The sequence below is a fragment of the Pseudovibrio axinellae genome (assembly GCF_900110875.1).
In the GTDB taxonomy this organism is placed as follows: domain Bacteria; phylum Pseudomonadota; class Alphaproteobacteria; order Rhizobiales; family Stappiaceae; genus Pseudovibrio; species Pseudovibrio axinellae.
This window is the reverse complement of record NZ_FOFM01000011.1, coordinates 66,420-84,530: the sequence shown is the minus strand read 5'-3', so window position 1 is coordinate 84,530 and position 18,111 is coordinate 66,420. Positions and strand designations below refer to the sequence as shown.

Annotated in this window: 20 protein-coding genes; 17 read left to right on the top strand and 3 right to left on the bottom strand. The window is 50.5% G+C overall.

Translation table 11 applies throughout. The annotated features are described in order from the left end of the window. The 10 genes from BMZ51_RS19085 (at window position 1) to BMZ51_RS19040 (ending at window position 8,734) form a co-directional block, all read left to right on the top strand. Window positions 1-1,254: a nitrous oxide reductase family maturation protein NosD gene (locus tag BMZ51_RS19085; protein WP_082825756.1), complete on the top strand. Its 1,254-nt coding sequence runs from the start codon at window positions 1-3 to the stop codon at window positions 1,252-1,254. Continuing rightward, window positions 1,251-2,135: an ABC transporter ATP-binding protein gene (locus tag BMZ51_RS19080; RefSeq protein ID WP_068010903.1), complete on the top strand. Its 885-nt coding sequence runs from the start codon at window positions 1,251-1,253 to the stop codon at window positions 2,133-2,135. Before BMZ51_RS19085 ends, BMZ51_RS19080 begins: the two co-directional genes overlap by 4 nt. Further along, a complete protein-coding gene (locus BMZ51_RS19075; protein ID WP_068010901.1) occupies window positions 2,135-2,956 on the top strand; it encodes an ABC transporter permease in 822 nt (273 codons plus the stop codon). The genes BMZ51_RS19080 and BMZ51_RS19075 overlap by 1 nt, the downstream gene beginning before the upstream one ends. Continuing rightward, window positions 2,953-3,459, top strand: a complete 507-nt coding sequence (locus BMZ51_RS19070) for a nitrous oxide reductase accessory protein NosL (protein ID WP_068010899.1) — start codon at window positions 2,953-2,955, stop codon at window positions 3,457-3,459. Before BMZ51_RS19075 ends, BMZ51_RS19070 begins: the two co-directional genes overlap by 4 nt. A gap of 678 nt (window positions 3,460-4,137) precedes the next feature. Then, window positions 4,138-4,317: a periplasmic nitrate reductase, NapE protein gene (locus BMZ51_RS19065; RefSeq protein ID WP_068010896.1), complete on the top strand. Its 180-nt coding sequence runs from the start codon at window positions 4,138-4,140 to the stop codon at window positions 4,315-4,317. Between the two features lie 9 nt (window positions 4,318-4,326). Further along, window positions 4,327-4,836, top strand: coding sequence for a ferredoxin-type protein NapF (locus BMZ51_RS19060; RefSeq protein ID WP_068010894.1), 510 nt, complete (start codon window positions 4,327-4,329; stop codon window positions 4,834-4,836). Further along, the gene (locus tag BMZ51_RS19055) at window positions 4,829-5,167 is read left to right on the top strand and encodes a chaperone NapD (protein WP_068010892.1); all 339 of its coding nucleotides are present in this window, start codon (window positions 4,829-4,831) and stop codon (window positions 5,165-5,167) included. The genes BMZ51_RS19060 and BMZ51_RS19055 overlap by 8 nt, the downstream gene beginning before the upstream one ends. Further along, window positions 5,164-7,662, top strand: coding sequence for a nitrate reductase catalytic subunit NapA (gene napA / locus BMZ51_RS19050; RefSeq protein WP_068010890.1), 2,499 nt, complete (start codon window positions 5,164-5,166; stop codon window positions 7,660-7,662). Before BMZ51_RS19055 ends, napA begins: the two co-directional genes overlap by 4 nt. An 8-nt stretch (window positions 7,663-7,670) precedes the next feature. Further along, entirely contained in the window at window positions 7,671-8,132 is a 462-nt protein-coding gene (locus BMZ51_RS19045; RefSeq protein WP_068010888.1) for a nitrate reductase cytochrome c-type subunit, read from the top strand. An 11-nt stretch (window positions 8,133-8,143) separates the two neighbouring features. Then, window positions 8,144-8,734: a cytochrome c3 family protein gene (locus BMZ51_RS19040; protein WP_068010886.1), complete on the top strand. Its 591-nt coding sequence runs from the start codon at window positions 8,144-8,146 to the stop codon at window positions 8,732-8,734. 98 nt (window positions 8,735-8,832) lie between these two features. Here BMZ51_RS19040 and soxR read toward each other — a convergent pair whose 3' ends face one another. Then, window positions 8,833-9,324 carry a redox-sensitive transcriptional activator SoxR gene (gene soxR / locus BMZ51_RS19035; protein WP_068010884.1) on the bottom strand — a complete coding sequence of 164 codons (492 nt, stop codon included), beginning with the start codon at window positions 9,322-9,324 and terminating at the stop codon, window positions 8,833-8,835. Between the two features lie 85 nt (window positions 9,325-9,409). Between soxR and BMZ51_RS19030 the strand changes: the two genes are divergently transcribed. From BMZ51_RS19030 to BMZ51_RS19020, 3 genes are all read left to right on the top strand, one after another. Then, window positions 9,410-9,793, top strand: coding sequence for a VOC family protein (locus tag BMZ51_RS19030; protein ID WP_068010882.1), 384 nt, complete (start codon window positions 9,410-9,412; stop codon window positions 9,791-9,793). Between the two features lie 194 nt (window positions 9,794-9,987). Beyond that, window positions 9,988-10,833: a fumarylacetoacetate hydrolase family protein gene (locus tag BMZ51_RS19025; protein WP_068010968.1), complete on the top strand. Its 846-nt coding sequence runs from the start codon at window positions 9,988-9,990 to the stop codon at window positions 10,831-10,833. Window positions 10,834-10,936: 103 nt separating this feature from the next. After that, entirely contained in the window at window positions 10,937-11,467 is a 531-nt protein-coding gene (locus tag BMZ51_RS19020) for a methylated-DNA--[protein]-cysteine S-methyltransferase (RefSeq protein ID WP_068010880.1), read from the top strand. Window positions 11,468-11,524: 57 nt separating this feature from the next. On the opposite strand, the gene BMZ51_RS19015 is transcribed toward BMZ51_RS19020, so the two are convergent. Together BMZ51_RS19015 and BMZ51_RS19010 are read right to left on the bottom strand one after the other, a co-directional pair. Next, complete coding sequence (locus BMZ51_RS19015) at window positions 11,525-12,550, bottom strand: Vgb family protein (RefSeq protein WP_068010878.1); 1,026 nt, start codon at window positions 12,548-12,550, stop codon at window positions 11,525-11,527. Between the two features lie 101 nt (window positions 12,551-12,651). Then, a complete protein-coding gene (locus tag BMZ51_RS19010) occupies window positions 12,652-13,377 on the bottom strand; it encodes a sugar phosphate isomerase/epimerase family protein (protein WP_068010876.1) in 726 nt (241 codons plus the stop codon). A gap of 760 nt (window positions 13,378-14,137) precedes the next feature. Here BMZ51_RS19010 and BMZ51_RS19000 point away from each other — a divergent pair. From BMZ51_RS19000 to BMZ51_RS18985, 4 genes are read left to right on the top strand one after another with little or no spacing between them, the layout of a single operon-like run. Next, window positions 14,138-15,220, top strand: a complete 1,083-nt coding sequence (locus tag BMZ51_RS19000) for an ABC transporter ATP-binding protein (protein WP_068010872.1) — start codon at window positions 14,138-14,140, stop codon at window positions 15,218-15,220. A gap of 10 nt (window positions 15,221-15,230) precedes the next feature. Further along, the gene (locus BMZ51_RS18995; protein ID WP_068010870.1) at window positions 15,231-16,310 is read left to right on the top strand and encodes an ABC transporter ATP-binding protein; all 1,080 of its coding nucleotides are present in this window, start codon (window positions 15,231-15,233) and stop codon (window positions 16,308-16,310) included. A 3-nt stretch (window positions 16,311-16,313) separates the two neighbouring features. Then, complete coding sequence (locus BMZ51_RS18990; RefSeq protein ID WP_068010868.1) at window positions 16,314-17,201, top strand: carbohydrate ABC transporter permease; 888 nt, start codon at window positions 16,314-16,316, stop codon at window positions 17,199-17,201. Between the two features lie 5 nt (window positions 17,202-17,206). After that, window positions 17,207-18,103 carry a carbohydrate ABC transporter permease gene (locus BMZ51_RS18985; protein WP_082825755.1) on the top strand — a complete coding sequence of 299 codons (897 nt, stop codon included), beginning with the start codon at window positions 17,207-17,209 and terminating at the stop codon, window positions 18,101-18,103. The last annotated feature ends 8 nt before the right edge of the window (window positions 18,104-18,111 follow it).

Below are 18,111 nucleotides of genomic sequence, written 5' to 3'. Positions count from 1 at the left end.
ATGATCCCTCGCTTCCTCGGAATATGTTTGGCAGGTTTACTGGCTCACGGAACGGCCTTTGCCGAAACGCGTGTGGAAGCGGGGGACACCCTTGCAAACCTTGTAACGTCAGCGACCTCCGGAGAGACCCTGCGTCTTTCCGGAGGCGTGCATACTGGCGCGTTTGAAATCGACAAACCACTCACCATTGAATGTGCTCCAGGTGCAATCATTGATGGGCAGGGCAATGGGTCAGTGATTACTGTGACCAGTCCTGATGTAGTTATTCGTGGTTGTCAGATCATCGGCTCTGGTGACCGTCATGATGAGATCGATTCTGGTGTTCGTCTTTTGAAAGGTGCAGACAGAACGCTGGTCGAAGGAAACACCCTGACTGGAAACCTCTATGGGGTTGATGTTCACGGTGCCAAAGACGCAAAAGTTCTTGGAAATACAATTATTGGCCGTCAAGGCCACCGCATGAACCGCCGCGGAAATGGGGTTTATGTTTGGAATGCACCCGGTTCTGAAGTTTCAGATAATGATATCCGGTTTGGTCGCGACGGTATCTTCACCAACACGTCTAGCAAGAATGTCTTTGCGAGAAACAAAATTCGCGATCTGCGCTTTGCAGTACATTACATGTATACGCAAAACAGTGTTGTCATGGACAACGTTTCGACTGGTAACCATCTTGGCTACGCCATCATGTTCTCGAAAGGTGTACGGGTCGAGAATAACGTCTCTTATAATGATCGTGATCAGGGCATCATGCTCAATTACGCCAATAACAGTATGGTTGTTGGCAATTACGTCTCGGGCGCGAAAGAACGCGCACTTTTCATTTACAACTCACATAAGAACGCAATCACCGAAAACCGGTTTGAGAAGAGCGCATTGGGTATTCACTTCACTGCGGGATCTGAGCGAAACACGGTGTATCGCAATGCTTTTGTTGGGAACCGCCAACAGGTAAAATACGTTGGATCAAAGTGGGTTGACTGGTCTGTGAATGAGCAGGGCAACTACTGGTCTGACCATTCTGCATATGATCTGAACAATGACAAAATTGCAGATTCCCCTTACAGACCAAACGATACGATGGACCGCATTTTGTGGACGCAACCCTCAGCAAAACTCTTGCTGGGCAGTCCCGCAGTGCAGCTTGTGCGTTGGGCACAAAAGGCATTTCCTGCCACGCTGCCAGGCGGTGTGATTGATCGTTACCCTCTCATGAAACCTCAAAAGCCGAAGGCAATGGAGAAAATCCAATGACCCTTGATGTCCACGCGGCCACTGTAAGACGTGGTAAATTGGAGACGTTAAGTCAGGTCTCTCTTTCCGTCGCAGAAGGCGAACGGGTGGCTCTCATCGGGCATAACGGAGCAGGCAAGAGTACGCTAATGAAAGCGGTTCTCGGTTTGGTCCCGCTGTTTAGTGGTGAGATTTCCATTCTGGGCGAAAAGCCTGGAAGCAAAAAGGCCAGAAAAACAACGGCCTATCTTCCTGAGAGCGTTTCCTTTCACCCTGCGCTTACTGGTCGGGAAATGCTTTATATGCTTGCGAGCATGAAGGGGGATAAAAAGGCGGTTGATCCTTTGTTGGAGCGTGTCGGACTTGCTCACGCGGCAAACCGCAGAATTTCAACTTACTCTAAAGGGATGCGCCAACGCGTTGGACTTGCCCAAGCGCTCCTTGCTCGACCTCGCCTGGCAATTCTGGATGAGCCGACCAGCGGTCTCGATCCGCTTTCTCGCGGTGAGTTTTATCAGCTGGTTGATGAGATGGCCGCGGATGGCACTGCCGTGATGATATCCTCCCATGCGCTCACTGAGTTGGAAGCAAAAACTGACCGGATCGCGGTGCTTAGGCAGGGGCAGCTGGTTGCAAACGATACATTGTCCTCGCTGCGCAGAGATGCCGGATTGCCGATCCGCGTCCGCGTCACCACTAAAGAAAGCAGCAACGGCTATGTGGCTGAGCAATTGGGCGGGGTTCCCGTTAATGGTCAGTCAGTGGAACTAACTTGCACCGCAGAACATAAGCTGAAGTTGCTTGGACGCATTGCGGAAATGGAAAATGTCATATCGGACGTGGACTTAGCTCCGCCGTGCTTGGATGACCTGTATAAACACTTCAGTGAGGAGGTTGCCTGATGAATGCTATCTTAGCCTTCGCGAGAACCGAATTCCGCATTGCTCGACGCAACCGTCTTTTGCGCGCTGCCGTTACGATCATGGTACTGTTTTCTTGTGCGCTGACGCTTTTAGGTTCCGGCGCAACCGGTGATTTGGGCGTGGATCTGATGACCGCATCAAGCGCGAGCCTTGCCACGTTGTCCGTGTATATCGTTCCATTGCTTGCTCTCTTGATGACGTTTGACTCCATCGCAGGGGAAATGGAGCGGGGCACATTGCCTTTGATGCTTACCTATCCTGCTCCGCGTCTCTCCATGATAACTGGGAAATTTCTCGCTCACTTGGCAGCTCTGGCTGTTGCTCTCACCTTAGGTTTTGGCGCGACGGTTGTTGTTGCTGCTGCCACGGGTGGTGTCACCGCTGAGAGTGTTTTTGTTTTGCTTAGGTTGATTGGTGGCGCGCTGTTGCTTGGCTCTGCGTTTTTGGGGCTGGGGTATGCCTTGTCCGCCTGGACTCAGGCCACCGGAGCCGCCGCTGGATATGCCATTGGAACCTGGTTGGTATTCGTGGTTCTTTATGACGTCGCGTTGCTCGCAGGGCTTATGGTCGATGCAAGTGGGGGGACCTTTACCAAAGACTTCTTCCCATGGTTACTCGTCGCTAATCCAGCTGATGCGTTCCGTCTTGTTACTTTGCCTAGTGGGCAAGCAGCGGAGTTGGCCTCCGGTATTGTTTCTTCAACGGCTGCATCTGGGTTTGCGCCGCTGATTTCGCTTCTGTTGTGGCCTATTGGAGCGCTCACTTTGGCATGGGCTTCTGTTCAGAGGATTAGCCTATGAGACTGCTTGGTATTTTATCACTGACAATATTACTTTCAGCATGTGGTGGTGGCGATGAAACGGAAGGGAAGCTTCCTGACCCAATCGTTATGACGGAAGATGCAGTAAGCTTTTATTGCCAAATGAATGTGTTGGAGCATCCAGGCCCTAAAGCCCAAATCCACATTGAGGGCTTACCCGCTCCCTTGTTCTTTGCTCAAGTGCGCGATGCTGTTGCGTTTTTGAAAGGGGAGGAGCGTCCTGGCGATGTTGTGGTAACTTATGTCTCAGACATGGCTAAGGCAGATAACTGGGATGAACCGGGCATTGAGAACTGGATTTCCGCAGATAAAGCTATGTTTGTTGTGGGGTCCAAACAAACCGGCGGCATGGGCGCGCCGGAAGTTGTCCCCTTTGGGTCTGAAGCCTCTGCATTGATATTTGCTCAAAAGAATGGCGGCAAGGTTATGCCTTTGAGCGAGATACCTGCCGAGGCAGTTTTGAGCAGTGTAACATTGTTCTAAGAAACCAAAAAACTAGAGATTGCTAACAGAGGCGGCGTTTGATGAAACGCCGCTTTTTGTGTTGTGGTGCTGGGCGGTGTTGTGCGTTATCCGGCCTTTTTTGTACCTGTGATTCGCGGGTGCGTGCGATGTTTGACAGGCTGAGCTGTAACGCAGGGACAGAACGCCAAAATACCAAGAAAAACTGACTAGACAAAGGTCTAATCGCAACGGTTTCTGCTCTTAGCTTGAGGCGAGCTTTACGTGCAACACGTGCTTAGGTGTCGGAGCTAGGAATCTGGTCAGCCGTGGTGTGCGAACGGTCAATTCGCGGTGGTGGATGCCTATTCTAATCCAGACCAGACAATAACCACATGAATTTATTATCTAAATATCCGTGATCTACGCAGCATGGCGAGGCAAGGGTGCCAAAGGATGCAAGTCTTCTGCTTCATGGAACGGCGAGAAACTGGAGTAAAGACGTCGCAATAAGGGCTTTAGGCTATCTCGCAGCTTGAGGAGAGGGAGCGGAGAACTGGTGCCTCAATATGGTGGCGTTCACAAATGCGTTACACACTTGATTGCAATCAAGGTGCTTCCAGTACCCGTGGGTAAATTGAAGATCTGAAGTTCAGGAAAAGCGCTTACGTCAGCTCACTTAGTCGAATGCGTTGCCTGACAAGATCTACGGAGAGCAGTATGGCTGAAATAGGCCTGACTACCCAAGAGAAAGCCTCGCAATCGACCAAAAGTGGTGAACGTACAGCATTCCTGTTGTTAGCCGTGGTCCTTGCCCCATTTCTTATGACCGCAGCTGTTGCTGGATACGGTTTTATTATCTGGATGTCCCAGCTTCTGGTTGGACCACCATCCTTTTAAGAGGTGATCGTGGCTAATTTATCTCGCAGAGCATTCTTTACCCGTTTGGGTGCAGCCCCTCAGGTGGTGGCGCCGGTTCGTCCTCCTTGGACAACGGAAACGCGGGTTGAAGAGAAATGCACAGGTTGCTTTGAATGCGTCAAAGCTTGCCCTGAGAGCATTTTGTTCAGCGCAGATAATCGGCCTTACATCAAAACCGGCGTTGGAGAATGCACGTTCTGTGAAGAGTGCGCAAAAGCGTGCCCGGAAGAAGATCTGTTTGATCTGACCGTGGCCCCCTGGAGGCTCACTGCAGAAATACAGCAGGAGGCATGCCTGCTTGATAAGGGGGTTTCTTGTCAAGCTTGCACCGATAGCTGTGATCCAAGAGCACTCCGGTTTGATATGCGCGTGGCGCCTACGGGAAAGATACATCTGGATGCCGAGCAGTGTAATGGCTGCGGAGCCTGCCTTGTTTCGTGCCCCGTTGATGCGCTCACCTTTAACGACCAGAGCCGAGAAAGTTTAGCAAATGCGTAATGCAACAACAGTTGAGCGCGTGGAAGAAGCCGGTGTCTGGCACATCTCAAGTGTGCTGATTATGGCCGAACCTGCAAAGCGAGAGCAGGTCTGCGCTGCAATAGAACAGATTGAAGCTGCAGAAATTGCAGAAGCAACTGGTACTGAAAAGATAATTGTGACGCTGGAAACCACAAGTGAGCGCGACATCGCGAATGCGCTTGCCGAAATCCAGCAGTTAGAGGGCGTTGTTACTGCTTCGCTCATCTTCCACCAAACCGACACCACCGACCTCAATTCAATTGTGATTTCTGATCAGGGTGACATTCAACCCGAGGGGACTTGCTCATGATTAAACTAACGAGACGCGCTGTGATTAAGGCGCAGGCTGTTGCAGCGGCAGCCGCTGCAGCCGGAGCAAGCCTCCCGGCACAAGCGGCCAACATTGTAACGGACGCTAGCAAAACCGACCTGAAGTGGTCCAAAGCAGCGTGCCGGTTCTGTGGCACCGGTTGTTCCATTATGGTTGCGACCAAGAACGATCGCGTTGTTGCAACTCATGGCGATGCTCAGAGCCCAGTTAACAAGGGCCTGAACTGTGTGAAAGGTTACTTCCTTTCCAAGATCATGTACGGCAAAGACCGTCTGGAAACGCCGTTGCTGCGCAAAACCGACGGTAAGTACGACAAGGAAGGCGAGTTCGAGCCAGTATCCTGGGACGAAGCTTTCGACATCATGGCTGTCAAAGCAAAAGAAGCCATGAAGAAGAACGGCCCTTACGCCGTTGGCATGTTTGGCTCAGGCCAGTGGACGGTTTGGGAAGGCTACGCGGCTTCTAAACTCTGGAAAGCTGGCTTCCGCTCCAACTCCATTGACCCTAACGCACGTCACTGTATGGCTTCTGCCGTAGGAGCATTCATGCGTACCTTTGGTATTGATGAGCCAATGGGTTGTTATGATGACTTTGAGAACGCAGATGCATTCGTGCTCTGGGGTTCCAACATGGCTGAGATGCACCCGGTTCTTTGGACCCGACTTGCTGACCGGCGTCTGTCCAACCCAGATGTAAAAGTTGCTGTTCTTTCAACCTACCAGCACCGCAGCTTTGACCTTGCTGACATTCCAATGGTCTTCACGCCTCAGACCGATCTGGTGATTGCGAACTTTATCGCAAACTACATCATCCAGAACGAAGCCGTGGACATGGACTTCGTCAGCAAGCACACCAATTTCCGTCTTGGTAATCAAGATATTGGTTACGGCCTGCGCCCTGAGCACCCACTGCAGCAAGCTGCGAAAAATGCTGATAAAGCTGGTGGCTCTAAAGAAATCAGCTTCGAAGAATATGCTAAGTTCGTTGAGCCATACACTCTCGAATACGCAGAGAAGATGTCTGGTGTTCCTGCAAATCGTTTGTTGGAACTGGCAAAGCTTTATGCTGATCCAGACAAAAAGGTCATGTCCCTGTGGACCATGGGTGCGAACCAGCATACCCGCGGTGTTTGGGTCAACCAGCTGTTCTACAACATCCACCTTCTTACAGGTAAAATCTCCAAGCCAGGTTGCGGTCCATTCTCATTGACCGGTCAGCCATCTGCTTGTGGTACAGCTCGTGAAGTTGGTACGTTTTCACACCGTCTGCCTGCAGACATGGTGGTTGCAAACCCTGCACACCGCAAAATTACTGAGGAAATCTGGAAGCTGCCGGACGGCACTATTCCTGCAAAACCTGGTTACCATGCTGTTTTGCAGAGCCGCATGCTCAAAGACGGTAAGCTGAATTTCTACTGGACTCAGGTCACCAACAACATGCAGGCTGGTCCTAACGTTGTTGAAGAGATCTACCCAGGCTGGAGAAATCCAGAAAACTTCGTGGTCGTCTCAGACCCATACCCAACAGTGTCCGCGATGGCTGCTGACCTTATTCTGCCAACTGCAATGTGGGTGGAAAAAGAAGGTGCTTACGGTAACGCAGAGCGTCGTACCCAGTTCTGGAACCAGCTGGTTTCTGCTCCGGGCGAAGCTAAGTCAGATCTTTGGCAGACAGTTGAATTCTCCAAACGCTTCAAGGTTGAAGAAGTTTGGCCTGAAGAGCTGCTGGCGAAGGCGCCTGAGTACCGTGGTAAAACACTCTACGACATCCTGTTTGCAAACGGTCAGGTCGATAAGTTCCCACTGTCAGATATGAATTCTGACTACGGCAACCATGAATCTAACGATTTTGGCTTCTACCTGCAAAAAGGTCTGTTTGAAGAATACGCAACCTTCGGCCGCGGTCATGGCCATGACCTTGCAGACTTCGACGTGTACCACAAAGAGCGTGGACTGCGTTGGCCAGTTGTAAACGGCAAAGAAACCCAGTGGCGTTTCCGTGAAGGTTCTGATCCATACGTTGGTGAAGGCAAAGGCTTTGAGTTTTACGGTCATAAAGACGGTAGAGCGCGCATCTTTGCGCTGCCTTATGAGCCAGCTGCTGAGAGCCCGGATGAAGAGTACGACTTCTGGCTCTGCACAGGCCGCGTTGTTGAGCATTGGCATACAGGGTCTATGACCCAGCGTGTTCCAGAGCTTTACAAAGCCTTCCCGGACGCCGTTTGTTACATGCACCCAGACGATGCAGAAGCCAAAGGTTTGCGCCGTGGTTCTGAAGTGCGCGTTGTCTCCCGTCGTGGCGAGATCACAACACGTATTGAGACCCGTGGTCGTAACAAGCCGCCAAAAGGCCTCGTGTTCGTACCGTTCTTTGATGCAAGCCAGCTCATCAACAAGGTGACACTGGATGCAACAGATCCTCTTTCAAAACAGACCGACTATAAGAAGTGCGCGGTCAAGATTGTAGCCGTGTGAGGTACGTCATGAAACTTCTAAAACTCATTTTAGCCAGCCTTATCGCTGCGACAGTCTTTGGTGGTGCAAGCTCTTATGCTGCTGAAACCATCTCCGAAATGCGTAATGCGGACATCCTTACTCAGGATGCCGCACCGCGGATCTCTAAGGTCGTGAATTCTGACGAGCGTCAGGTGCGTAACTACCCTGAACAGCCACCATTGATCCCTCATAAGATCGACGGCTACCAGATCGACAAGCGCCTGAACAAGTGCATGACTTGTCATAGTCGTACCGCGGTTGAACAGTCTCAGGCACCAATGATCTCTGTGACTCACTTCATGAATCGTGAGGGGCAATTCCTAGCGTCTGTTTCTCCTCGTCGCTTCTTCTGCACCCAGTGTCACGTTACTCAGACTGAGGCGAAGCCTCCAATGGAGAACACCTTCGTTGACGTTGATGACGTGCTCGACGGTAAGACCGACAAGTAGGAGCACACCATATGTTTTCAGCTATCAAACGGTTCTGGCAAGTTATCCGTAAACCTAGTGTGCATTACAGTCTCGGCTTTTTGACACTTGGTGGGTTTGTGGCCGGTATCATCTTCTGGGGTGGGTTCAACACCGCCCTGGAGGTGAGCAATACAGAGGAATTCTGTATTGGGTGTCATGAAATGGAGAACACGGTCTACCAGGAACTCAAGACCACAATTCACTATACCAACCGGTCTGGTGTGCGTGCGACTTGTCCTGATTGCCATGTACCTCACAACTGGACCTCTAAGGTTGCCCGTAAGATTCAGGCATCCAAGGAAGTTTACGGCAAAATCTTCGGCACAATCTCAACACCTGAGAAGTTTGAGGATAAGCGTCTAGAGCTGGCAAGTCATGAATGGGCTCGCTTTAAGGCAAACGACTCTTTGGAATGCCGTAACTGTCATAGTGAGGAGTCTATGGATTTCACGCGCCAGAGTATCAGAGCGTCTGAACAGCACTCCAAGTATCTGGTTTCTGGAGAAAAGACCTGTATCGACTGTCACAAGGGCATTGCCCATAAACTCCCAGATTTGAGCCTGCTGAAAGCAGCCAAATAAGCGGAGCTTATAACAAACCAATCAGAACCCCGGGGAACTCATCCCTGGGGTTTTTTGTTTCCAGAGTTGTTGCACTAGATCTTAAAAGGGCAGGTCATTTAGCGGTTTACAGGCTCCAGAGTTGATGTCTTATCGTCTTTAAATGACTTGTCACCAAAGACAAAGCGCGGGCCTCGACCATAGCTTGAGGCAGCATCGCCAGCATTGTACAGCTCGCACTTGTCCAAAGACAGGCAGCCACACCCTATACAACCATTAAGGTGGCTTCGCAGGCGCTCCATTCGAGCGATGCGTTCGTCGAGGTGCACTCTGAATTGTAAGCTCAGCCGTTGCCAATCAGCCTTATTGGGCGCGCGGCCAGGAGGCAGGGTTGCAAGTTGCTCGGCAATCTCTTTAATTGTGAAGCCAAATTCCTGTGCGATGAGTGCAAATGAGAGGCGGCGCAGATCTGCGCGCATGAAGCGGCGTTGGCCACCGGCGTTGCGGCTCGCTGTCACAATGTTTTTTGTTTCATAGAAACGTATGGCGGAGGTTGTCAGGCCTGTTCGTTCTGCAAGCTCGCCAATTGTCAAAATATCAGAATGCTTCATAAGCTCTCAAAATAGTCCTTGACTTAAACTTAACTTGAACTCCTAAAAGGGGTGTCATCTGAAGTCGAAATGAAAGGCTATCGCGATGACAAAGAGCTTTTTGGAGCACGTAAATATCACCGTATCTGATCCTGTTGCGACTGCAAACCGTCTTGCAGATTGGTTTGGCTGGCATATCCGTTGGCAGGGTGCTGCTCGGGCAGGCGGGACGACCGTTCACGTTGGCAGTGACGATAGTTACATCGCAGTTTATTCTCTCGGAAATACAAATAGTTCGAAGGAAGATAATTACCTTACGCATGGCAGCTTGAACCATGTGGGTGTGGTTGTTGAGGATCTTGGCGCGGTTGAAAAGAAGGTGCTGGAGGGCGGTTATACAACGAGAAACCACGCAGATTACGAGCCTGGTCGTCGGTTTTACTTCGACGATGATGACGGGATTGAGTTTGAGGTGGTTAGCTACGCATAACTTCCTTCAATGCGCAGAAAAGGACAGAGCTTTATTGAAGCTTTGTCCTTTCTTTGTTTGTGAGCGTGTTTCAACCAAACAAGCAGGTCCTCTTTCAAAAAAATACACTTCAAGTCGCTTCGAGAAACGCATTTACAACCGGGCGAACACACGCCATTGATGGTGTTTGGGCGGTTTATTTAAAAGGGTGTGATATGAAACTTCTAAGGTTTGGTGAGATGAACGCCGAAAAGCCAGGTGTTCTTGATGCAAATGGAGGTCTTCGCGATCTTTCTGGAATCGTGGATGATATTGCAGGAGAGACGCTGAGCGCAGAGGGACTAGCAAAGATTGCTGCACTGGACTTGAGCAGTTTGCCGTTGGTGGAGGGCAACCCACGCATTGGCGCTTGTGTTGGCAATGTGGGCAAGTTTGTTTGTATTGGGCTAAACTACTCTGACCATGCAGCGGAGGCTGGAATGCAGGTTCCCGAAGAACCCGTGACTTTCTTCAAAGCAACCTCAGCAATTTGTGGCCCAAACGATAACATTGAGATCCCCCGCACATCTGAACGGACTGACTGGGAGGTTGAGCTTGGCGTTGTGATTGGGAAGCACACTAAATATGTCAGCGAAGAAGATGCATTGGATCATGTTGCAGGATATTGCATCGTCAATGACCTGTCAGAACGCGATTTTCAGATGAAACGCAGCGGGCAGTGGGTAAAGGGTAAGTCTGCGGACACTTTTGGCCCAATTGGTCCTTGGCTTGTGACCCGTGATGATGTGGTAGACCCGCAAAACCTTGCTATGTACTTGGAAGTGAACGGCCTCCGCTATCAAAATGGATCTACCAATACCATGGTGTTTAGTGTGGCTCGGGTGATCTCGCACCTATCACAGTTCATGAGCCTCCAGCCAGGTGATGTGATTTCTACAGGTACGCCACCCGGTGTTGGTATGGGGCAGAAACCGCCGGTTTTTCTTAAGCCAGGTGATAAAGTTGAGCTGGGCGTTGAGGGGCTCGGGGTTCAAAAGCAGGTTGCTTATGCTGCTGAATAAACAGCTCTTATAGCTTAGAGTTTTGTCAATCTCATTCCAGCTCTGTTGCGGCGGTTCATCGCGATGGGGCACTCTGTTTGTTTATCCTTGGAAGAAAGCGATCATGACCAGTTCCATTTCGACAACCTATTGCACCTATCAAAGTCCGGTCGGTTCATTGTTGATCGGCGGTGAAAATGGGGGACTGGAGTTTATTCGTTTTCCCGAAAGCAAACGCCGGCATGAGCTTGCGGAGAACTGGGTTGAAGATGAAGGGCCTTATGATGAGTTGATTGCTCAGCTTACGTCATATTTTGCTGGTGAGTTGAAGGTGTTCTCACTTGATTGGCAGTTGAATGGCACTGATTTTCAAAAGAGTGTCTGGGCGCAGCTTGCGAAGATCCCCTTTGGGGAAACCCGTTCCTATGGAGATGTTGCAAAGGCCCTAGGGAACCCGGGCGCCAGCCGCGCAGTTGGCCTCGCGAATAATGCGAACCCGCTGCCTATTGTCATTCCATGTCATCGTGTGATTGGCGCTAACGGTGCTTTGGTTGGTTTTGGCGGAGGGCTGGACACGAAAGTATGGCTGTTGGATCATGAGAATATCCCTCATGGAACCAAATCCAACAAGGACCAGATGGCCTTTAACTTTTAGCAGTAAACAGGCAGAAGGCGTTCCTGACTGAGGAACGCCAACCAATGGTATTTTGTGCTATGGGAGCGCGTTTGGCCCTGCAAACTGGATGCGCACCAGTCTGTCTGTGCCAGATTCTCCGCCCCATGCTTCTCCGGGGCGCCCCGCCATCTGACGAACGTCTGCATTCGTCTTCGTGCTTGGGAAACTGGTGAACTGTTCGGTGTCAGGGTCGAAGAACACGATGGCATCGGCGTCAAAATCGGTGAGCCATATCTTATCGTTTTCATCTACATAGACGGAGTAGGGCAGAGGGTCTTTGCCGGGCAAGCGCCACGCGCGCCACGTGTCGGCTTGTGGGTCATACTCACTGACTTGTCCACTCAACCATTCGCTGATCCATAGTTTTCCGCTTGAGTCTGACCAGATGCGACGAGCGCCTTGCTCTTTGGTCGGTGGCCTGACGATACGCGCCCTTCCATTGGACTTGTCGATGTTGGCAATGTGGCTGCCAGCAAGAGAGGCGTACCAGACATCTCCCTGTGGTGTGACGGTGATGCCATACGGGCCCGGGCCTTCAGGGCTCGGCCAAACTTTGATTTCCTGTGTTGCCGGGTCCACGCGCCCATAAATGCCGTTTTGTCCGGTGAACCAGTATATTCCATCTTGATCAAACACGCCGGTGTTGAGGTTTGCATCAGCAAATTCGGCGGGGAGGGGAATGAGTGTGACCGCGTCAGTTCTAGGGTCAAGACGGGCAATGGCATTTTGACCACCTTCGGTGATCCACATTGCGTTGTCCGGGCCCAAAACAACACCGTGCGGGGCGGCACGGGCACCTAAAGATACCGGGTGAAGATCGCCATTTTTTGGGTTTAAGCGTGTGAGCGTTCCGTCTGCCTGGCCACAATACCAAATCATGCCGTCTGCATCAAAAGCGACATCTCTGGAGCGAGAGCCGGGGCGAGCCTCAAAGTAGGAGACCTTGGCATTTTGGATATTATCGTTTTGCGCTGTTTCTGCAAAGGATGGGGTGCTGTTCAGCCCGATATAAGCGCCAGAAAAAGTGAGGGCAGATGCACCTAAAAATTCTCTTCGGTTCATTCTCGTTCTCCCGTGTTTTGACTCCCAAAGTATAGACCCTGATCCTTTGGTAATGCACGGAGAAGGCGGGGTTATGGCAAAATACTTATACGCATGCGTGTTTACATTGCGATTAAAGAAGGATCTGTAAGGTGAGGAATGTTGTTTGGATCGTCTTGTTTGATGACATAGATAACAGCCTCGCTCTTTTCCTCAAGTGTGCTCCTCCAGGGCGGGATTTCAATGTTGGTGCCTGCACAATCTTGCAGCTCATCTGAGCCGGAATTGTTGATATGGACTGCGGTAATGCGCGGGCCTTGCGCTTCGAGCCATTCCAACGGATCTGCACCGGTTTTGGCAAGAGAGGTGAGATCGACTTCCCATTCCAAAGTCGGAGCTTCTGACAAAATGATTTCCATTGGTATTCTTCCATCCGCCAGAGGCATAAATTCATAGGTCTGGTTGTGCCAACCAAAATGAAAGCCCTTTTGCCTAAGTATGTTGGCGATGCATTCCAAATGCTGGGCGAGTAAGCTCCAGTCTTTTGGTGAGTTGGGAGGCTGACTATGCATCGGGCCAGAGGAGAAGATCGTATGAATGCCAAGCAGGCCTGCAATTTGGAGGCTCTCATCGAGGTTCTCTTCCAACTCAGACAGGTCGAAATGCCCGATGGGCATATCCAGGTCATACTGATCGAGAAGGCTTCTTAGGTTATGGGCTGCTTCCAGGGTTGTGTAGAGTTCTTGAAAGCCTTCCACCTGAGTATATCCAAGACGGACTGCTTGCTGGAAAACGTTGTTCCAAGTTTGGACTTTTCGCGCGCTGTGAAGCTGTAGGCAAAAATCCATATTTTCTTCCTCCCCCCTAGGTTAACTAAGCATGCTGCTTGAGCCTGACCTTAACCTAAGACATAGATCTGGATTGATCTACCGGGCAACATGGTGAGGGTTTATGGTGGAGTGATATGCCCGTTATTTGAACGACATTGCAGCACAGCTCCTCTATGAGGCCTACCTAGATGCGCAGGGTGCTGGAAAGTTGATTATACGTTCGATTTATTTCGCTACGAAAATATTAGTTAGCTTATTAATTTTGGAATTACGGCAACAGTTCAGTGTTTTCAAAGTCTTAAAGACGAATTGTGTAGTATTTTAATTGAAAAATCTTTTGCAATTTTAATCACATACTATGCGCTCTCATCCTAATGGATAACGGCATGAGGTTTGGTTTTACAACATTTCGAATTGACGCCTATGTGCTTTCGCTTATATTTCGAATTAACGCGAATGTACGCGTAAGTGGCTGTAAACGAAAATTGACGTCAGCGTTAAGACGTAGTTTAATTTTGGGCATCTAGATGCAGTTTTAGCAGGATACTCCGTACTTGTTATGCATATTTTGGGCTGATCACCAGGTCATTGCAGCAAATGCTAAAGGCAAACGGTCCAAGACGAACGTGAACACATCAGGAGTGTTCAGTATTAATCGGCGGTCTCACTCAGAAGCACCGTATGTCGACATACAGTCAGGAATTGAATAGGTGCCGCAGTGCAAGCAGCGTGCACCTGCAGAGAGCAGTCGGGATGCTTTCTGTTCCGGGAGGGCAAAATGCTTGAATTAAAACACGTCAGCAAACATGTTGACGGCGTGGGCCACATTCGTGATGTGTCATTACGATTGGAAAGTGGTTCCTTAAACGTTTTGTTGGGGCCTACTTTATCAGGCAAAACAACCGTGATGCGTTTGATGGCTGGCCTTGATAAGCCAACATCCGGTCAGGTATTGGTCAATGGTCAGGATATGACCGGCGTTTCCGTGCGCAAGCGCGATGTCGCGATGGTGTACCAGCAGTTCATCAACTATCCAGCTCTCACTGTATATGAAAATATAGCTTCTCCGCTTCGTGTTGCCGGTGTTAAAGGCGCTGAAGTGGACAAACAAGTGCGCAAGGCTGCGGACTTGATGAAGCTGACACCATATCTTGAACGCACACCGCTTAACCTTTCTGGCGGACAGCAGCAGCGGACTGCTATTGCGCGTGCGCTGGTTAAGGGCGCACATCTGGTTTTGATGGATGAGCCACTAGCGAACCTTGATTACAAGTTGCGTGAAGAGCTCCGTGACGAACTGCCAAAAATCTTCTCAGAAAGCGGTGCCGTTTTTGTTTATGCAACGACGGAACCTACTGAGGCGCTTTTGCTTGGTGGCCGCACTGCAACCCTGCACGAGGGGCATATCTCGCAGTTTGGTGATACGCTTGATGTTTATCGCAATCCTCAAGATATTATCACTGCACAGACGTTCTCTGATCCTCCTTTGAATATTCTTGGTCTGACCAAAAAGGGTGGCGAGTTCCGCACATCAAACGGAACCCTTATTCCTGCTTCGGAAGAAGAAAAGCGGCTGCCGGATGGTCACTACAAAGCTGGCTTCCGTCCACATCATCTTTACCTGCACCGCCAAAGTGCAGAGGCCGTTAGCCTGCCGGCGAAAGTGGATGTTTCAGAGATCACAGGATCTGAGAGCTTCGTTCACGTAACATGCCTCAATCATCGCTGGGTTGCGTTGGAGCACGGCATCCACAATGTGGAAGTTGACGCCGAGATTGAAGTGTTTGTGGATGCAAAGAACTTCATGATTTTTGATGATGAAGGCCGCTCAGCTGCCTCTCTCATGGCTGTAAACGCGTAAGGAGGCGAGCATGGCACGTATTGATCTCGACCACATTCGCCACTCTTATTTGCCAAGCCCTAAGAGCCCGAGCGACTACGCTTTGAAAGAAGTGAACCTGACTTTTGAAGATGGGGGCGCTTATGCGTTGCTGGGGTCTTCTGGGTGCGGAAAAACAACGCTTCTTAACATCATTTCCGGTCTGCTGACGCCCTCTGAGGGCGAACTGTTGTTTGATGGGCAACCGGTGACGCATCTGTCTACAGAAGCACGCAATATTGCGCAGGTTTTCCAGTTTCCTGTGGTGTACGACACCATGTCGGTCTACGACAATCTGGCCTTTCCACTACGCAACCGGGGTGTTGCGGAGAAAGATGTTGATGCGAAAGTTACTGAAATTCTTCGTATTATTGATCTGGAAGGAAAAGCCAAGCGCAAGGCGCAGGGTCTGACCGCAGATGAAAAGCAGAAGATATCATTGGGCCGTGGACTGGTGCGTTCTGATACCAGCGCCATCCTTTTTGATGAGCCATTAACGGTTATTGACCCCCATATGAAGTGGGTTCTGCGCTCTCAGCTGAAGCATTTGCATAAGCAGTTCGGCTTCACCATGGTGTATGTGACTCACGATCAGACAGAAGCGCTGACTTTTGCGGATAAAGTTGTGGTGATGTATGGCGGTGAAGTTGTACAGATCGGAACTCCTGATGAGCTGTTCCGCAAACCGCAGCACACTTTTGTTGGTTACTTTATTGGCTCCCCAGGCATGAATGTATTGCCTTGTGAAGTTGAGGGTATGACCGCACGGATTGGCGGACATAGCGTGCCGTTGCCGGTTGGTCTGGACCCGAAAAAAGTCGCCAAAAAAACTGAGGTTGGTATTCGTCCGGAATTCGTCAAACTTGGTGCTGCTGGCGAAGGTCTTCCGATCCAGGTTGATGGGGTGGAAGACATTGGTCGCTACCGTATTTTGCGCGGCAAGATGGAAGGCACAGCTCTAAATGCGATCGTCGCAGAAGGGGTGAGCATTCCAGAAAATCCAACAGCTATTTTCGACCCATCCCAAACAAACCTTTATGCCGACAGCTGGCTTGTAGGCGAGGAGGCTTGATCCATGGAAAAGACAATCAACAATAGAGCGTGGTTTATGGTTCTGCCGGTCCTGTTTCTGGTAGCCTTTACCGCAGTTATTCCGCTGATGACCGTGGTGAACTACGCGTTTCAGGATAGCTTTGGGAACAACCAGTTCTTCTGGGTCGGGACAGAATGGTTTACAGACCTTTTGTCATCAGAGCGGTTCCATGATGCGCTTGTTCGTAACTTGATTTTCTCTTTCTCGATTTTGGCGATCGAAATTCCGCTGGGTATTGGTATTGCTCTTTGTATGCCGAAAAAAGGCTGGGGCGTGCCGGTTTGTCTGGTGTTGATGGCGCTGCCGCTGCTTGTACCGTGGAACGTTGTTGGCACCATTTGGCAGGTCTTTGGCCGTGCCGATATTGGCCTGCTGGGTTACTTCCTGAATTCCATTGGCATCAACTACAACTATACGCAGGACCCTGTGGCGGCATGGGCAACTGTTATTGTGATGGATGTTTGGCACTGGACCAGCCTTGTCGTGCTGCTGTGCTATGCGGGTCTGGTTTCTATTCCTGAAGCTTACTATCAGGCTGCTCGTATCGATGGAGCGTCCCGCTGGGCGGTGTTCCGTTTTATTCAGCTGCCAAAGATGCATAGTGTTTTGCTGATTGCCGTGCTGCTGCGTTTTATGGACAGCTTCATGATCTACACCGAGCCGTTCGTTGTGACCGGTGGCGGGCCGGGCAATTCGACGACCTTCCTGAGTATTGACCTTGTGAAGATGGCAATTGGTCAGTTTGACCTTGGTCCAGCTGCTGCGATGTCACTCGTCTACTTCCTCATCATCCTCCTGTTCTCCTGGGTGTTCTACACCGTGATGAACAATGCCGGTGGCGAGAAACAACAGTACGCAGGTGAGGAGTAAGAGAGATGTCTACAACAACCGGAACTGCCGCAATTGACAGTGGTCTTGCAGCGGGTGGACAGGCTCCACGCAGAAAAGCCCGTGCAAAAGCAATGAGGACAGGAAGCCGTTATTCGTTCCTTGTTCCAACTTTTTACATCACCTTTCTGATGCTGCCGATCTACTGGCTCTTTAACATGAGCTTGAAGACCAACCAGGAAATCCTCAGCAAGTTCACTTTGTGGCCGGATGAGCCGACCCTTGCGAACTACATGGTGATTTTTACTGATCCGAGCTGGTACAATGGCTACATCAACTCCATCACTTATGTGGCGTTGAATACGCTGATCTCAGTTGCGGTTGCATTGCCGGCGGCCTATGCGTTCTCGCGCTATAAGTTCGTTGGCGATAAGCACCTGTTTTTCTGGCTGCTCACCAACCGTATGGCTCCGCCAGCCGTGTTTGCGCTTCCATTTTTCCAGCTCTACTCTGCCTTTGGTCTGATTGATACGCACATTGCTGTTGCACTGGCGCATTGCCTATTCAACGTGCCGTTGGCTGTGTGGATCTTGGAAGGCTTTATGTCCGGGGTGCCGAAAGAGATCGATGAAACGGCTTACATTGATGGCTATTCGTTCCCGAAATTCTTTCTCAAGATTTTCACTCCGCTGATTGCAAGCGGTATCGGTGTGGCTGCTTTCTTCTGCTTCATGTTCTCATGGGTTGAGTTGCTGATTGCTCGTACGCTGACAACCACCGCGGCGAAGCCAATTGCGGCGACGATGACGCGGACAGTCTCCGCTTCCGGCATGGACTGGGGTGTGCTGGCTGCGGCAGGGATCTTGACAATTATTCCGGGTGCTTTGGTTATCTGGTTCGTACGTAACTACATCGCTAAGGGCTTTGCTCTGGGCCGGGTGTAATAGGGCTG

What these genes read in the sequence shown, in the direction of transcription:
- BMZ51_RS19085 (WP_082825756.1), top strand. Translation starts at nt 1, where the DNA reads ATGATCCCTCGCTTCCTCGGAATATGTTTGGCAGGTTTACTGGCTCAC.
- BMZ51_RS19080 (WP_068010903.1), top strand. Translation starts at nt 1,251, where the DNA reads ATGACCCTTGATGTCCACGCGGCCACTGTAAGACGTGGTAAATTGGAG.
- BMZ51_RS19075 (WP_068010901.1), top strand. Translation starts at nt 2,135, where the DNA reads ATGAATGCTATCTTAGCCTTCGCGAGAACCGAATTCCGCATTGCTCGA.
- BMZ51_RS19070 (WP_068010899.1), top strand. Translation starts at nt 2,953, where the DNA reads ATGAGACTGCTTGGTATTTTATCACTGACAATATTACTTTCAGCATGT.
- BMZ51_RS19065 (WP_068010896.1), top strand. Translation starts at nt 4,138, where the DNA reads ATGGCTGAAATAGGCCTGACTACCCAAGAGAAAGCCTCGCAATCGACC.
- BMZ51_RS19055 (WP_068010892.1), top strand. Translation starts at nt 4,829, where the DNA reads ATGCGTAATGCAACAACAGTTGAGCGCGTGGAAGAAGCCGGTGTCTGG.
- napA (WP_068010890.1), top strand. Translation starts at nt 5,164, where the DNA reads ATGATTAAACTAACGAGACGCGCTGTGATTAAGGCGCAGGCTGTTGCA.
- BMZ51_RS19045 (WP_068010888.1), top strand. Translation starts at nt 7,671, where the DNA reads ATGAAACTTCTAAAACTCATTTTAGCCAGCCTTATCGCTGCGACAGTC.
- BMZ51_RS19040 (WP_068010886.1), top strand. Translation starts at nt 8,144, where the DNA reads ATGTTTTCAGCTATCAAACGGTTCTGGCAAGTTATCCGTAAACCTAGT.
- soxR (WP_068010884.1), bottom strand. Translation starts at nt 9,324, where the DNA reads ATGAAGCATTCTGATATTTTGACAATTGGCGAGCTTGCAGAACGAACA.
- BMZ51_RS19030 (WP_068010882.1), top strand. Translation starts at nt 9,410, where the DNA reads ATGACAAAGAGCTTTTTGGAGCACGTAAATATCACCGTATCTGATCCT.
- BMZ51_RS19025 (WP_068010968.1), top strand. Translation starts at nt 9,988, where the DNA reads ATGAAACTTCTAAGGTTTGGTGAGATGAACGCCGAAAAGCCAGGTGTT.
- BMZ51_RS19020 (WP_068010880.1), top strand. Translation starts at nt 10,937, where the DNA reads ATGACCAGTTCCATTTCGACAACCTATTGCACCTATCAAAGTCCGGTC.
- BMZ51_RS19015 (WP_068010878.1), bottom strand. Translation starts at nt 12,550, where the DNA reads ATGAACCGAAGAGAATTTTTAGGTGCATCTGCCCTCACTTTTTCTGGC.
- BMZ51_RS19010 (WP_068010876.1), bottom strand. Translation starts at nt 13,377, where the DNA reads ATGGATTTTTGCCTACAGCTTCACAGCGCGCGAAAAGTCCAAACTTGG.
- BMZ51_RS19000 (WP_068010872.1), top strand. Translation starts at nt 14,138, where the DNA reads ATGCTTGAATTAAAACACGTCAGCAAACATGTTGACGGCGTGGGCCAC.
- BMZ51_RS18995 (WP_068010870.1), top strand. Translation starts at nt 15,231, where the DNA reads ATGGCACGTATTGATCTCGACCACATTCGCCACTCTTATTTGCCAAGC.
- BMZ51_RS18990 (WP_068010868.1), top strand. Translation starts at nt 16,314, where the DNA reads ATGGAAAAGACAATCAACAATAGAGCGTGGTTTATGGTTCTGCCGGTC.
- BMZ51_RS18985 (WP_082825755.1), top strand. Translation starts at nt 17,207, where the DNA reads ATGTCTACAACAACCGGAACTGCCGCAATTGACAGTGGTCTTGCAGCG.